12 protein-coding genes are annotated in these 14,549 nt (G+C 56.5%); 4 read left to right on the top strand and 8 right to left on the bottom strand.

The annotated features are described in order from the left end of the window. The first annotated feature begins 120 nt into the window (after positions 1–120). Together norR and JQR86_RS13445 are read left to right on the top strand one after the other, a co-directional pair. A complete protein-coding gene (gene norR, locus JQR86_RS13450; RefSeq protein ID WP_407363029.1) occupies positions 121–1,671 on the top strand; it encodes a nitric oxide reductase transcriptional regulator NorR in 1,551 nt (516 codons plus the stop codon). Positions 1,672–1,768: 97 nt separating this feature from the next. Further along, positions 1,769–2,164 carry a hypothetical protein gene (locus JQR86_RS13445; protein WP_074827693.1) on the top strand — a complete coding sequence of 132 codons (396 nt, stop codon included), beginning with the start codon at positions 1,769–1,771 and terminating at the stop codon, positions 2,162–2,164. Positions 2,165–2,211: 47 nt separating this feature from the next. Here JQR86_RS13445 and JQR86_RS13440 read toward each other — a convergent pair whose 3' ends face one another. The 7 genes from JQR86_RS13440 to JQR86_RS13410 all read right to left on the bottom strand — a co-directional run bounded on the left by JQR86_RS13440 (position 2,212) and on the right by JQR86_RS13410 (position 9,246). Further along, on the bottom strand, positions 2,212–3,327 hold the full coding sequence (locus JQR86_RS13440; RefSeq protein ID WP_407363030.1) for a hybrid sensor histidine kinase/response regulator: 1,116 nt from the start codon (positions 3,325–3,327) through the stop codon (positions 2,212–2,214). Further along, complete coding sequence (locus JQR86_RS13435) at positions 3,320–5,080, bottom strand: ATP-binding response regulator (protein ID WP_407363031.1); 1,761 nt, start codon at positions 5,078–5,080, stop codon at positions 3,320–3,322. The genes JQR86_RS13440 and JQR86_RS13435 overlap by 8 nt, the downstream gene beginning before the upstream one ends. After that, positions 5,073–6,059 (bottom strand): SpoIIE family protein phosphatase, encoded by a 987-nt coding sequence (locus JQR86_RS13430; RefSeq protein ID WP_434153713.1) that lies wholly within the window; start codon positions 6,057–6,059, stop codon positions 5,073–5,075. The genes JQR86_RS13435 and JQR86_RS13430 overlap by 8 nt, the downstream gene beginning before the upstream one ends. After that, the gene (locus JQR86_RS13425; RefSeq protein ID WP_010797537.1) at positions 6,050–6,448 is read right to left on the bottom strand and encodes an anti-sigma regulatory factor; all 399 of its coding nucleotides are present in this window, start codon (positions 6,446–6,448) and stop codon (positions 6,050–6,052) included. Before JQR86_RS13425 ends, JQR86_RS13430 begins: the two co-directional genes overlap by 10 nt. After that, complete coding sequence (locus tag JQR86_RS13420) at positions 6,408–6,830, bottom strand: STAS domain-containing protein (RefSeq protein WP_010797538.1); 423 nt, start codon at positions 6,828–6,830, stop codon at positions 6,408–6,410. The genes JQR86_RS13425 and JQR86_RS13420 overlap by 41 nt, the downstream gene beginning before the upstream one ends. A 9-nt stretch (positions 6,831–6,839) precedes the next feature. Beyond that, the gene (locus JQR86_RS13415) at positions 6,840–7,679 is read right to left on the bottom strand and encodes an STAS domain-containing protein (RefSeq protein ID WP_407363033.1); all 840 of its coding nucleotides are present in this window, start codon (positions 7,677–7,679) and stop codon (positions 6,840–6,842) included. 277 nt (positions 7,680–7,956) lie between these two features. Further along, positions 7,957–9,246 (bottom strand): MFS transporter, encoded by a 1,290-nt coding sequence (locus JQR86_RS13410; RefSeq protein WP_010797540.1) that lies wholly within the window; start codon positions 9,244–9,246, stop codon positions 7,957–7,959. A 613-nt stretch (positions 9,247–9,859) separates the two neighbouring features. Here JQR86_RS13410 and JQR86_RS13405 point away from each other — a divergent pair. Beyond that, complete coding sequence (locus tag JQR86_RS13405; protein WP_219652812.1) at positions 9,860–11,221, top strand: OprD family porin; 1,362 nt, start codon at positions 9,860–9,862, stop codon at positions 11,219–11,221. 36 nt (positions 11,222–11,257) lie between these two features. On the opposite strand, the gene JQR86_RS13400 is transcribed toward JQR86_RS13405, so the two are convergent. Beyond that, on the bottom strand, positions 11,258–11,980 hold the full coding sequence (locus JQR86_RS13400; RefSeq protein WP_122044823.1) for an SOS response-associated peptidase family protein: 723 nt from the start codon (positions 11,978–11,980) through the stop codon (positions 11,258–11,260). A gap of 201 nt (positions 11,981–12,181) precedes the next feature. On the opposite strand from JQR86_RS13400, the gene JQR86_RS13395 reads away from it, so the two are divergent. After that, a complete protein-coding gene (locus tag JQR86_RS13395) occupies positions 12,182–14,407 on the top strand; it encodes an ATP-binding protein (RefSeq protein WP_434153711.1) in 2,226 nt (741 codons plus the stop codon). The last annotated feature ends 142 nt before the right edge of the window (positions 14,408–14,549 follow it).

Raw genomic sequence — 14,549 nt, 5'->3', positions numbered from 1 at the left:
TATCTTAGTAATACACGAGGCGTGCCAATAGCGAGGGCTTTTAAAATCAATAGGTTATCTAGATTCGAGTCATTTTGACTGCTTAATGCGTTTGTCAAAATGACTCTATGAGAGGTCATAATGACCACGGCTCCGTTGTTGTCTGCACTGATTCCCTTGGTCGCCGACCTGTCCCGAGAGCTGCCGGAGCAAGAGCGCTATCGCAAATTATTGCTGGCACTTCGGGAGTTGCTGCCCTGCGATGCCGTTGCCTTGCTCAGGCTGGATGGCGATCAACTGATACCACTAGCCGTACAGGGGCTCAGCCCTGATACGTTAGGGCGACGCTTTCGCATCAGTGAGCACCCGCGGCTCAAGGTGCTGATCGAACATCGAGGGCCGACCCGCTTTGCAGCAGACTGCGACTTGCCCGATCCCTATGACGGTCTGGTTGAGGGCCATGAAGCTCTTGAGGTCCATGACTGCCTGGGCTGCCCGCTGTATGTGCAGGATCAGGTCTGGGGATTGCTGACACTCGATGCCCTGGACGAAGCGCGTTTCGGCACTGTGGATCTGGACATGCTGCAAGCCTTTGCCAGTCTGGCTTCGGCCACCGTAACAGCAGCCGAGCGGATCAATGCTTTGACGCGACGCGTGGCCGATGAAAGCCAGTTGGCCGAACTCTACAAGCAGGCAGCAGGTCAGGTTCGAACCCGTGAGCTGATCGGGCAGAGTGCTGCACACAAGCAGCTCCTGCAGCAGATCGCTCTTGTAGGGGATAGCGACCTGACCGTATTGGTGACGGGAGAGACCGGTGTTGGCAAGGAGCTGGTGGCCGAAGCCATTCATGCGCAGTCTGCCCGTGCACGCCGGCCCTTGATCAGCATCAATTGTGCGGCGCTGCCGGAAACCCTGGTCGAAAGCGAGTTGTTCGGGCATGTGCGTGGCGCCTTTTCCGGAGCGATCAGCGAGCGCAGCGGCAAGTTCGATCTGGCCAATGGCGGGACGCTGTTTCTGGATGAAGTGGGTGAAATGCCTTTGGCGGCTCAAGCCAAATTGCTCCGGGTTCTACAGAGTGGTCAGCTACAGCGGGTAGGCTCAGATCGTGAGCATCATGTCGATGTTCGGGTCATTGCGGCCACCAACCGCGATCTGGCCGAAGAGGTAAAAGCTGGCCGTTTCAGGGCAGATCTCTACCATCGTTTGAGTGTGTACCCGCTGAAGGTGCCCGCCTTGCGCGAGCGTGGACGTGATGTACTGCTGCTGGCCGGCTACTTTCTTGAGGAGAACAGGGCGCGATTAGGATTGCGTAGCCTGCGCCTGAGTCCTGAGGCTCAGAAGTCATTATTGACCTATGACTGGCCTGGGAATGTGCGCGAGCTGGAGCACCTGATCAGTCGCGCCGCACTCAAGGCGCTGTCGAGCCACGGCGAGCGGCCCCGTATCCTGAGTATCGACAGCCGCTCGCTGGATCTGCCCACTGCAACACCCATTGCAGGCATAACGCCTGCTGTTGAAAGGCCCGACCTGCCTGTTAGTCTTCCCTTGCGCGAAGCGGTAGATACCTATCAGAAGCAATTGATTGAAGCATCGTTCGAGCGGCATCACCATCGGTGGGCGGATGTAGCCCGAGAACTGGCCGTTGACCGTGCCAACCTGAGCCGCCTGGCCAAGCGATTGGGGATCAAGTGATGTAGCTAACCTGATTCAGATCAGGTTTTGGGTTCAAGCGCCGCTGCACCATGGGTATCCGGAGAGGTCCAATAGTGCATCGAGCAGGAGAAAGGATATGACGCAGCGACTCGAATATCTCAGCCGCGAGCAGATAAAAGCTATCGCGGCATTGGCAACCTGTACCCAACTTACCCATGACGGGTTTGGTACCGGGCTGGGGGGAGGCCTGGGATTGGGAGGCGAATCCGCTACAGGCTCACTGATTGGTGAAACACTGGCCGAACAGCGCTTGCGGGAGGCGATATCCGGCCTGACCCACGAACAACTGGTTGAACTGTTGGCGCTGGTCTATGCCGGTCAGGACTGGAGTACCGCGCGGGCGCTGGAAGAATATGCAGCATCCAAGCAGTCGCTACAGGACCTGTGCTCGGAGTTTCTTATCGACAAATGCATCGAGCACAGTCCCTATCTGCATGAGCATCTTGAGCGAGCTTTGGACGTGATCGCCTGATGCTGCGGAGCCCTCCGGTGGGGCTCCTTGAGTGGGCAGGGCAGCAATCAGGTGGATGGCACCGTAGAGGGCAGGTGGACTTCCACCACGACGTGGTCGTCAATATTCTTGAATTCAGCATGGCCGCCAAAGCTTTCACATAACGCCTTGACGATGGGAAGGCCTAGTCCCCAGCCGCGATCATCGCTGCGGGTGGAAATGAAATAAGGCGTTGCCAGGTTGACCAATACCTCGTCAGGCATCCGGCCCTGGTTGCGAACGCATAGGACAATGCGTTCGGCAGACATTTTCTGACTGACTTCAATTCGAGTGTCTGGAGCGCCATGCTTGGAAGCATTGATGACTAGATTATCGATGATTCGCAGGAAGGCGTGTTTGTCCCAATAGACGATTTGTTCGGGCGAATTGAGGGTTAGCGTAATTTCGTTCGTTATCTGAATACGCAGGTTGCTGACTGCCTCGCCAAGCAATGTACCCAGATTTAGCCTCTCGCCGTGTAGCTTAACGCCGCCACCCAGACTGGTATGGGAAATATCCAGTACGTTCGTGATCATCTGATTCATGCGCTGCAGGTTTTCCTCGAGCAGCTTCAGCATGTCATCGGTGCGTCGGGCAGGCGTGCGACGCATGAGGCTGGCTACCATGGTCGCGGCAGTCAGCGGGGAGCGAAGGTCATGGTTCAGCGAACGCATGAAGCGCTCCAGCATGATCTTTTCGGCCTCCAGGTTTTCACTGCGGGCAATGGCGACGTTGCGCTGGTTTTCGATGCTCGCCAGACGAGTGCTCGATTTGAGCAGGGACGAAATGGTAGCCAGGACTTCGTCCCGGTTGATCGGGTGGGTCAGGTAGGCCTGGGCGCCCTGGTTGAGCCCCATGGCCTTGTCCTTGCCGCTGACGAACGTGGCCGAGATATTGATAATGGCCGGCATCTTGTCCTGGTCCAGCTTCTTTTCAATGGCCTGAATCAGTTCGAAGCCGCTCATGTCTGGCAGGTTGATATCAATGATCACCAGGCTGGTCTGATCGTTGATCAGCTCGAGGCCGGCACTGCCGCTTCCGGCCTCGAGAATATCGAAGTCAGGCTGGGACAGCAGAATCTTCCGCAGCACATAACGGTTCGCATCCGTATCATCAATGATGACGATGCGCTTACGGTCACTCATTTCTCAAGCTCCTGGACAAACTCTGTACCTGACAGAGCAACTGCTCAAGATACCCAGGTTGGGATTTTTGCAGAATGGCATGGCAATAGGGTCTGAGACGGGCCAGCTCTTCATCATTAAGAGCTTTGGCCGTGTTGACCAGGACGCGACGGTGCATGGACCAGTCCATGCTCTCCAGCAGCTCTTCACCGCTGATATCCGGCAGATCGAGGTCAAGGAAGATAATATCCGGTCGCACGGCATTGAGCTTGTCCATGCTGGCCTTGGCGCTGTCAGCCTCAATCATGATCGGGGCGTAGCTTTCCAGGGCGCGGGTAACGATATAGCGATCGGCTTCGCTGTCGTCGATCAGCAGAATCGTCATGCCGGCGAGGGCGTTCTGCTCGAGCGTGGAGGCGTTTTCCTCCAGCGCTATCGGGATGCGCAGGTAAAACTTGCTGCCCACGCCTTCCTGGCTGGTCAGATCAATTTCGCCTTTGAGCAGGGTGGCCACCTTCTGCGCCAGGGACAAGCCCAGCCCCGTCCCTTCAATGTTCTTCCGGCCCGGTGATTTGATCCGGTAGAACTCGTCGAATACCTTTTTCTGGTTTTCTTCGGAAATGCCGATCCCGGTATCGGCCACCATGAATTCGATCTGCTGGTCGTCCGGACGGAAACAGCGAATCGTCACGCTACCCTTGGGCGTGTACTTGAAAGCATTGGAAATCAGGTTGCGCAGGATCTGGAACAGACGCTCCCGGTCCGTATTCAGAATGACGTCTTCCGGCAGGCGGTCGAGCCGGTAGCTGACATTCTCGTAGCGGAACGAAAGCGCGGCGGCAAAGGCTTCGATTCGCTCCAGAAGTTCATTCAGGCTGAACGGCTCAGCCATGACTTTCATTCGACCGGACTGCACTTCAGCCAGATCCAGTAGCTCATTGACCAGGGTTGAGAGTTCGGCTGCAGCATCACTGATGAATTTGACCTGACGGTACTGTTCTCCATTCAGTGGTCCGTCCTGACCGGAGATCAGGAGCTTCGAAATGTTTTCGATAATGTTGATCGGCGTCCGGAACTCATGGGTCATGTTGGAGAAAAAGCGACTCTTGGCTTCGCTGGCATCCTGCAGCTCCTGAGCGGTCTTTTCCAGCTCGGAGTACAGGGCCACAACCCCTTTGTTGGTTTCCTCCAGTTCCTTGTTGGTGTCCTCCAGTTCCTGCTGCTTGGCGCGCAGTTCCGAGGTGGTCACCAGCAGGTCTTCGCTCTGGAGCTGCATTTCCTTGTAAGGGTCCAGCGCACTCTTGTCGGTGAGCTGATGCAGCAGCCGACTCAGCTCCGCCTCGCTGGGAAAGGGCTTGGGTACGGACAGGTATTTGGCGGCGCGGATGCGGGTACCGCTCGAAGAGGTGTCAATCTGGAAATCATCCATCAGGCGCTGGGCGCCCCGCAGACCTACACCCATACCGGTCTGAGAGACGTAGCTGCCATTAAGGATATCGTCCAGATTCTGGATGCCTGCACCGTTGTCCTGCGCTTCAAAGCGCAGGCCGTTCAGGCGTCCTTCACTAGAACTCATCATGTAAAAGCTGAATCGACCCTGCCTGGCGTACTGGTAGATATTGCGTGCCAACTCAGAAACCGTGGTGGCAACGCGAATCTGGTCGAGCCTGGGTAGCCCAATCCAATCGGCAAGCTGCTTGGCACGTTGGCGACACCAGACGATGTCCTGTTCGCTTTCGATACGCAGGCTAGAAATCAGGCGGTCATTACACATGACGTACTACCAGCGCCGTGGCGTCATCCGTTGAGCGCTTGAAATCACGATGAATCAGGGCAGCGATAATGGCGGGATGCTTGCCTAGCAGGCCGGTATACCCTGCAAGGTTGACCCGGGAATTGATACCATCCGAATTCATGACCAGCACGGTAGATTCATCCCAGGGATAGGAAAAGGATTGTACGCGGCCTATCTTGTAGCCAACAGTACCGTTGGCCGAGACCATGCTTCGCGGCCGATCTGCCATCAGGGTGCCGGCAATATTGCCAACACCACAGAAATTGACGGTGCCTTGTTCCGGTAGAATTTCAGCAAAGGCCAGGGCTGCACCACGTGTACTTGTCAGGGCACGGTGCATGCGCTCCATCAGCTCGGTCAGGGGAAGGCCGGTGGGGTGGTTGAGAAATATATCCCGAGCCTTGGCACTGGCTTCTCTGGCCTGTGTGCCATGCCCAAGCCCGTCACACACCATAATCCGGTTGTTAAGCACGGCCCAGCTGTCGCCACACACTTCCTCCCGCGGATGCGGGGTGCACAACACACCGTCTTCAAACCGCTTGCCTGGGAGCGAGGGCACCAGTTGCGTTCGGGAAAACACAATAGTGCCCTTGCCCGGCTGCGAGTAGATATCGAAGCGATCAGACATACGCCGGATCGCCCCCAGTCCGGCCCCCATCGTACCCTTGGTGGAATAGTTGTCGCTCAGGCACTGCGCCACGTTGACCATGCCTGGACCGCTATCGACCGCGATCAGGTCCAGCTCATGGTTATTATGGCTCAGGTACAACTCGCCTTCGCCGGCATGGTTGACCAGATTGCGTGCCAGCTCCTGGACAACAAGGGTCAGCTTGCCCAGTACTTCTTCGTCATCGGTCAGTTCGCGGGCATGACGGATGACCGACCGGCGCGCAGCATCCACGTGAGCAACATCGGAAACCGAGAATGTCTGGCTGCAATACAATGGGGTCAACGCCACTTCCACAACTCCACACGTGTACCCTGCCCGGGTGCACTTTCGATTGCGAATTCATCCACCAGCCGCTTGGCACCGCTCAGGCCCAGGCCCAGACCATTGCCTGAGGTATAGCCGTCCACCATGGCCTTGCTGATGTCATCGATTCCCTTACCTTGGTCGGTGATGACCAGATGAACGGCACTGCGGCCGTTACGCATCGTATCCTCGATCACGCATTCGCCACCGCCGCCGTAAATCAGAGCATTACGGGCAATCTCGCTTGCGGCCGTAACGATCTTGGTCTGTGAGACAAGCCCCAGCTTGGCTGTCTCGGCAGATTGCCGTACACGCTGCCGGATGAGGACGATATCAGTCTCCTGCTTCAGCGGAAGTATGTCTTTCTTCGCCACGCTCTAGCTCCAGGAGTTCATCATCCGCGACCATCTGTTCCAGACGGGCCATCCCTTTTTCTACATTCAGTGCCGTGGCAATGCCGTCGAGTGATAGGCCTAATTCGACGAGCGTGATTGCGACGGCAGGTTGCATGCCCACGACGATGACCTTGGCGTCAAGGATGCGAGAGACATTGGCAATGTGGGACAGCATGCGGCCAATGAACGAATCGACGATCTCCAGGGAAGAGATATCGATCAGCACGCCCTTGGCTCGGTGCTTGACGATTTGATTGGTCAAATCTTCCTGCAGGTCCAAGGCCAGTTGGTCGTGCATGTCGACCTGGATGGACAAGAGCAGGTATTTGCCCATTTTGAGAATAGGGATCTTGTCTACCATGGCGGCTCCTTAGCGTGCCGTAGCAGAAACGAGACGAACGTTGAGCTCTTTCAGAGCCATCTGGAATGCATCGGCCAGCGAGGCTTTGGTCACGACATCACCCAGCTCTACGCCCAGATGGACGATGGTGGCGGCGATTTGCGGGCGAATACCGCTGATGATGCACTTGGCGCCCATCAGCTTGGCGGCAGTCACTGTCTTGAGCAGATGCTGGGCGACCATGGTGTCTACGGTAGGCACGCCGGTAATATCGATAATGGCAAGGTCGGACTCGGTCTGGACGATCTTTTCCAGCAGGGCCTCCATCACGATCTGGGTACGGTTGCTGTCGAGCGAGCCGATTAGGGGAATGGCCAGGATGCCTTTCCAGAGTTCAACGACAGGGGTCGACAGCTCCAGCATACTCTCCTGCTGCTCGCGAATGATGACCTCACGGCTTTCCATATGGCTTTCAACACAGTACAGGCCGAGCTTGTCCAGTAACTTGCTGGCAATCCATATCACTTCTACGGGATTGGCGCACTGCGCCTGAATCCGTGCAAAAAGGGGCTCCTTCAATGAAAAAACGAAGGTTGCCGTCTCCGAAGGCGTGAACCCCTGCCGGCTCTGGCTGCGAGACAGACGATCCAGCATGGCTTTGACCGGGGTCCATTGGTCATGATGAAGATCATCCAGGCCTTCGGCAGCCGCAACGGTCAATAGCTTGAGCATTTCTCTGGAGTTGCTCTTGACCGTTTCCTCATCAATCAGATCGGTACGAATACCTGCTGAGCGTTGCGCAGTGATCCATTCCTCTAACAACTCGCGTTCATGCTGTTGTAAAAGCTCGGCAATAACAGATGCAGGCATTGCTTATCCTCGTAAGAAAAGCGAGGTCGCCAGACGCGTACCTCATGGACATCAGATTCAACCTGAGTGTCCATCATGCAGTATTTTGCGGGCTGGCATGATGGAATCGTGGCGTCGGGTCATTGATGCTGAATAATCAGCCTTTTAATGTGGCCTTCGACCCGCGATTCAAGGGATGGTGCACACACTGAATCAAAGAATCTCAGCGGCAGACAAGCGGAGGGTAGCGCGTGCAGGGCATGAAGCGGTATGGCGTTTCATGCCCTGCCAGGGAAGTTTACTGCGAGCTCAGTGCCTGCTGACCCGCGCCCTGCAGATCCTTGCGGCGGAACAGAACCAGCGTAGCCGTCAGGCCAAGTACGGCCGCCAACGTCAGCCAGATGCCCGGTGCGGCACGGTTATCCAGGGTATGGATCAGCCAGGTACAGATGACCGGGGTGAAGCCGCCAAAGGTCGCCGTGGCCAGACTGTAGGCCAACGAAAAGCCTGTAGTCCGTACGTCAGCCGGCATGACCTCAGCCAGGGCAACGACCATCGCACCGTTATAGCTGCCATACAGGAAGGACAGCCACAGTTCGACTAGCAGCAGACGGGTGAACGAGGGTTCGTTTGTTAACCAGATCAGCGCAGGGTAGGCGGTAAAGATAGCCAGAACCGTTGCTGCGATCAGCAAGGGGCGACGTCCGATCCGGTCCGATAGCGAACCCATCACAGGTAACCAGATGAAGTTTGAAACTCCTACGCACATGGTGACCAGCAAACTGTCGATGTCGCTCAGGTGCAGTTCGGTCTTGCCAAAGGTCGGGGTATAGGCGGTGATCAGGTAGAAGGATGCTGTGGTCATCGAGACCATGGCCATCCCGGCGATGATCAGACCGAAGTTGCTGCCAATGGAGCGGATTACTTCGCCCAGAGTCGGACGGTGGTGGCGCGCCTGGAACTCGGGCGATTCCTCCAGCGAACGGCGAATGATGAACAGCACGGGTACGATCAAGCAGCCAATCAGGAAGGGAATACGCCAGCCCCAGTCCCCCATGTCTTCTGGAGACAGCAGACGATTGAGCATGACGCCCAGCAGGCCGGCAAAGACCACTGCTACCTGTTGGCTGGCTGACTGCCAGCTGACAAAGAAGCCGCGGCGGCCGGGCGTTGCAATCTCGGCCAGATAAACGGATACACCACCCAGTTCGACACCCGCCGAGAAACCCTGCAAAAGACGGCCCAGCAAGACGAGGATGGGCGCAAGCACGCCCAGCGTGGCATAGCCGGGCACCAGTGCAATCAGCAAGGTTCCGGTGGCCATCAGGGCCAATGTGATGACCAATCCCTTGCGACGGCCATGACGGTCGATATAAGCCCCTAGAAAGATGGCGCCTAGAGGACGCATCAGAAAGCCCGCTCCGAAGGTCGCCAGGGACAGCATGAGCGAGGCGAGGGGGTTGTCGCCGGGGAAGAAGGTTTTGGCAATGGCGGTGGCGTAGAAGCCATACACCATGAAATCGTACATTTCCAGGAAGTTGCCGCTGACAACCCGGAAGATGGCTTTGCCTTTGGAGTTGTTCGCCATGGGTACACACTCGATGTTGGAATAATCGGCCCTGACGTATCTGGTTACAAATATCAGGCTCTTTTGAGTCACGCACTTGTAACCATATGTGTAATTGCCACCTTACGGCAAGGCTTGTCAGCATGCGCATTTCCAGTTATGGGTGTCTGGCATCACTATTTTGGAAAAGCAAGAGGGGCAGGCTCTGGCTCGAGACGCCAGACGGACGTGGGTCCGCCTTTCAGCAAGCCTTGGCGCTTACAAAATCGCTTGGCCGACAGCTGGTTTGTGCCCCATCAGTTTCGCTTTTGCAAAATGTGACCGTTTGGGCGTAGTGAGGAGGATTCAACCCGTTCATTCAGCGGGTTCGGCTTTAACTGTCCCGTTTAGCTCTGCTAAGGCAGCACATCTCGGCCGGCACCGGTGTGTCTATAAGGTTAGTTTGCTACGCAATTTAATGGCACACTGAGCGGGCAACGCGTCGTCTGCACCGGGCTTTTGGCTGAATTGCCGAGCCGTGGAAAGCGATGCGTACCATAAAGACAAACGACAAATGAATTGAATCTCGACTGCCAATGAGATCTTGCACCTCTCGATTTTTACGGTGCACCATTTTTAAGGAGAGCCACCCCTGATGAAGACCTTCAGACTGAGCACGCTAACCCTCTCGTTAATGGCTTGCAGCAGTACAATGGCCTTCGCCGGTCAAGCGGATTCCAATGGATTTATCGAAGACAGCCATCTTCAGCTCCTGAATCGCAGCATGTACTTCAATCGCCAGGTCAAAGGCGATGGCCACCACGAAAACGCGCATAACCAGCGTGATCCTCGCGATTGGTCCTATGGTCTTCTCGCCAATTATGAATCGGGGTTCACCCAGGGAACGGTAGGTTTCGGGGTAGATGCCTTCGGGTATCTTGCGCTTAAACTCGACGGCGGTAATGGACATGCTGGCAGTGGCAATGTCCAGGTCAACTCGAGTGGCGAAACCCAGGATGAATATTCAAAGGCTGGCGGCGCGGTAAAGCTACGAATCTCCAACACTATTCTGAAGTATGGCGAAATGCAGCCGACGGCCCCGGTGTTCGCGGCAGGTGGCAGCCGACTATTGCCGCAGACTGCACGTGGTCTGAACATCATTAGCAAGGAAATCGATGGTCTGACTCTGGACCTGGGGCATTTCACGGCGGGTACCGAGCCCACCTCTACCAGCACCGATGGCGGCTTATGGGCTACTTATGCCGGCGTGGAGACAAGCAAGGTTGATTATCTGGGAGGCGCCTATCAGGTTAATGACAACCTCAGTGTCTCGCTGTATGGCTCGGAATTCCAAGACCTCTGGCGTCAATACTACGGTAACGTCAACTATGCGCTGCCCTTGCAGGATGATCAGTCGCTAACCTTCGACTTCAACATCTACCGTACCAATGATGAAGGGCGCGCCGAGGCGGGCTCCATCAGTAACACGGCCTGGTCTCTGGCAGCGGCCTATAACCTAGGCGCGCATACCTTTACGCTGGCGCACCAGCGCATTCACGGCGATACGCCCTTTGATTACGTAGGCTTCGGCAACAATGGCGCAGGCGGCGGCGGTGACTCGATCTTCCTGGCCAACTCGATCCAGTGGTCTGACTTCAACGCACCGAATGAAAAGTCCTGGCAGGCGCGTTACGATCTGGATATGACGTCCTATGGCGTGCCAGGGCTGAGCTTCATGGCCCGCTACATCTATGGCTATGACATCGACGGTACTCATGCGGACGCTGGCGGTGCCTACGTATCCCGAGACGAGGCGGGTGCGGTAACAGGTTATGCCTACGATCATAATGACAAAGAGCGTGAAACCAACCTGGAGGCCAAGTATGTCGTTCAGGAGGGGCCGGCAAAGGATCTGTCCCTGCGCGTTCGTCAGGCATGGCACCGTGGCGCTGCCTCGACGGGCGGGTCGGTCAACGAGTTCCGCTTGATCGCTGATTACCCACTCGACATCTTCTGAATACGAAAGCCCGGCGCTGTCGGGCTACTGATTGGCTTACACCAACGGTTTGGGTTCTCGCTCAAGCAGGGCAGGGCTGTCGTTACGAACACTGCCGACAGCCTTGTTCACCGGATACCACTCGAACTGGTCGACAGAGATCGCGCCGTCCTGGGCGATTTCCTCGGCGCGTTCGGGTGAGAGGTCTGGCTCTATCCATTCCCGGGCCGCTTCAGGCGTCAATACCAGCGGCCGTCGGTCATGAATGTCGATCATGCCTTCATCGGCAGCCGCCGTGATGATGACGAAGCCATCATCTTCATGTTCGTGTTGGTCGGTACGATGAAACTGTCCAATGGCGGCAAAGAACATCGGCTCGTCTGACTTCAGCTTGATGAAGTAAGGCTGCTTGCGTTTGGGGTCATCGGCATCCTTTTTCCATTCATACCAGCCATCAGCTGCTACCAGTGATTTTCCATGCTTCCACAGGCTGCGAAACATTTTACTGGTGGCCGCTGTTTCTACACGGGCATTGATGACAGGAGGCCGCTTGGGCTTGTGTGACTCTGGATCACGTGCCCAAAAGGGTGCGTATCCCCACGGCACTGGATCGAAGCGGATGCCTTCGGTCTCTTCATGCAGCAATTGCACCCGGGTGCCAGGTGCCACGTTGTAACGGCCAATGGGCATGGGGTCGAGTCCGCCTGCAAAGTCAACCGATGTCTTGAGTGCCTCGATATAGTCTATGGCGGTCCGGTATTGCGCAAATCGTCCACACATGAAGGGGTGCCTGGCTGCTAGTACTGTCCAGTCGACAACACCGCCTGGCATAAGAGTTCATTTTTAAGAAAGGCGCAGCAGGGCGGCGTGAGTGCATCTTGATACAGGAGACGCTAGAAGGCCCTTGGCTAGTAATAGTCAAAGTCCCTAAAGGGGCCTAGAATTTCAAGCATATTCACCTTTGAATAAGGTCGCAGCAGTATGTCGATCCGCGCCAAGCTTATTACGCTGGTAATAGCCATCTTGGCTCCGACACTGTTGGCTTCTACATTCGCCATCTACTACGTCTACCAGGATCAGCGAAGCAAGGTGGAAGAGAGCATGCGGGCCACCACCCGGGCGCTTTCGCTGGCCGTTGACCGTGATCTGCTCAGGCGTGATGCCATTATCTCGACTCTGGCCATTTCGCCTTCCCTTGAGCGCAACGACCTTGAGGCCTTCTACAAGCATGCGCGACGGATTACCCAGACCTGGGAAAACTCCATCATCCTGTTCGACCTGGACGGGCAACAGCTAATCAATACCCGTAGACCTTTTGGTGCAGACCTTCCCCATAGCATTAACGCTGAAATCAATGCCACCGACTTCAACAAGCCGTTACTGGTGAGTGGACTGTATGTCGCGCCTGTGGGGAAAGAGTACAGCTTTGCGGTCCGGCGGCCTGTTTTTCGTGATGGGCAGGTCACCTACTTTATTGCAATGGGCTCGTTTGCCTCGCAGATGGATACGGTGCTTAAAGAGCAGCAGCTGCCCCAGACTTGGCTGGGTGTCATCATGGATTCCAAGGCGCAAGTCGTAACCAGAAGTAGCCGTCCGCAGGACTTTGTAGGAAGACAGGCTTCAGGCCCCTTAATGGATCGGCTGATGGTCGATAGTGAAGGGTTTCTCGATTCGGTCTCGCTGGAAGGCATGCCCATGCGCTCCTTCTTCAGCAAGGCACCCTTGTCGGGGTGGTCAGTGGTTATTGGCCTCCCACGCGCGGAAATTCAGCGTACGGCTATTCATGCCTCGATTGCCGTCATCGTAGGATCACTGATTCTGTTGGGGTGCGCCATTCTTCTAGCCTTCTGGATGGGGCGCAGAATCGCGCAGCCGCTTCGTCTGCTGGATCAAACGGCCCAGGCGCTGGGCCGAGGCGAGGCGATCAAGCCCATTGCAACAGGCATGGTTGAAACGGACCGCACTGCTAGCGTACTGGCAAAGGCCAGCGAGGAAATACAGAGCGCCAACGCCAAGATGAACCAGCGGGTGGATGAGGCGGTTGCTCAGGCCGAGCGCTCGCAGAAGGCGTTGCTGCAAGGGCAGAAACTGGAATCTCTGGGGCGCCTCACCGGCGGTATTGCTCACGACTTCAATAACCTGCTGCAAACGCTAACCATGGGGTTGGCGCTGGCTGAGAAGTCAGCCACGACACCCCGCGCCCAAAAAGCGATCGAAGCCTGCAGCCGGTCTGTTGAGCGGGGCACCAAGTTGACTCGCCAGCTCATGGCGTTCAGTCGCAGCCGGGTTGATGAGGCTCGTACAGTGGACCTGCGTACGGTCCTGATGGGTATGGGCGATCTGCTGGATGGCGCCTTGCCCAGCCGTATAAGGCTCACGCTGGAAATACCGGACCAGTCCTGGTCGGTATTCCTCGATCCGCTTCAATGCGAGCTGGCCGTCTTGAACATGGTATTCAACTCCCGCGATGCCATGCCTGATGGCGGCGAAATCACCGTCTCGCTGGTGCGTAAGGTAATCCAGACCGGTGAAGTAGAGGGATTGGCAGGGGGAGAATACGTGGCGTTGTGCGTGAAGGACAATGGCCATGGCATGAGTGAAGATGTGCAGGCCAGGGCCATGGAGCCGTTCTTCACGACCAAGGAGGTGGGGCAAGGCACCGGGCTTGGGCTTGCCCAGGTCTATGGGTTTGCCAGGCAAGCGCGGGGGACGGTGCTGATCGAAAGCGCTGTAGGCGTAGGCACGACCCTTACAATCATGCTGCCCCTGGGGGAGGCCGTATTGATCGAGCACCAGGAGGCCGCTTCCGACAGCGCGTTGCCTGTTGCGTCTGCCCGGGTGTTGCTGGTGGATGATGACGAGCAGGTGAGGGAAGTGGTCGGACCGATGCTGGAAGAGTTGGGGTTTGAGGTAACCACAGCCGCCAATGCCGACGAGGCCTTGCAGCGGTACGAAACGATGCTGTCCGGCTCGCCCAGCGTACGACCCAACATCATCTTTTCCGACATCATTATGCCTGGCCGTCTGGACGGCGTCGGACTGGCGTTGGCGCTACGCGAGCGCGATCCAGGTCTGCCGATTGTATTGGCCACCGGTTATACCGAGCACGCGGTAAAGGATTATGGCTTCAAGGTCCTTTCCAAACCCTACGATTTGAAGACCCTGGCGCAAACCCTGAGAGATGAACTTGACCGCTCTGCCGCCTGAAGAGGCATTAAGCATTACCCGTCCAGGACAGCTGTTGGGTATCGCTGGGCTGTACCCAACCTGCTGAGCGGAGTGTAATGGAGAGAGCAATTAGGATGGGTTGAGCAATGCGATACCCAACTGGAGCGCAAGAACCGAATCA

This window comes from Pseudomonas sp. JZ134 (assembly GCF_051027695.1).
In the GTDB taxonomy this organism is placed as follows: domain Bacteria; phylum Pseudomonadota; class Gammaproteobacteria; order Pseudomonadales; family Pseudomonadaceae; genus Chryseomonas; species Chryseomonas luteola.
Note: the sequence above shows the minus strand (reverse complement) of the source record. Positions and strands in the feature narration are given on the sequence as shown.

Coding starts and splice junctions, on each gene's coding strand:
- JQR86_RS13415 (WP_407363033.1), bottom strand. CDS start 7,679: ATGCCTGCATCTGTTATTGCCGAGCTTTTACAACAGCATGAACGCGAG.
- JQR86_RS13410 (WP_010797540.1), bottom strand. CDS start 9,246: ATGGCGAACAACTCCAAAGGCAAAGCCATCTTCCGGGTTGTCAGCGGC.
- JQR86_RS13405 (WP_219652812.1), top strand. CDS start 9,860: ATGAAGACCTTCAGACTGAGCACGCTAACCCTCTCGTTAATGGCTTGC.
- JQR86_RS13445 (WP_074827693.1), top strand. CDS start 1,769: ATGACGCAGCGACTCGAATATCTCAGCCGCGAGCAGATAAAAGCTATC.
- JQR86_RS13420 (WP_010797538.1), bottom strand. CDS start 6,830: ATGGTAGACAAGATCCCTATTCTCAAAATGGGCAAATACCTGCTCTTG.
- norR (WP_407363029.1), top strand. CDS start 121: ATGACCACGGCTCCGTTGTTGTCTGCACTGATTCCCTTGGTCGCCGAC.
- JQR86_RS13395 (WP_434153711.1), top strand. CDS start 12,182: ATGTCGATCCGCGCCAAGCTTATTACGCTGGTAATAGCCATCTTGGCT.
- JQR86_RS13435 (WP_407363031.1), bottom strand. CDS start 5,080: ATGTGTAATGACCGCCTGATTTCTAGCCTGCGTATCGAAAGCGAACAG.
- JQR86_RS13400 (WP_122044823.1), bottom strand. CDS start 11,980: ATGTGTGGACGATTTGCGCAATACCGGACCGCCATAGACTATATCGAG.
- JQR86_RS13440 (WP_407363030.1), bottom strand. CDS start 3,327: ATGAGTGACCGTAAGCGCATCGTCATCATTGATGATACGGATGCGAAC.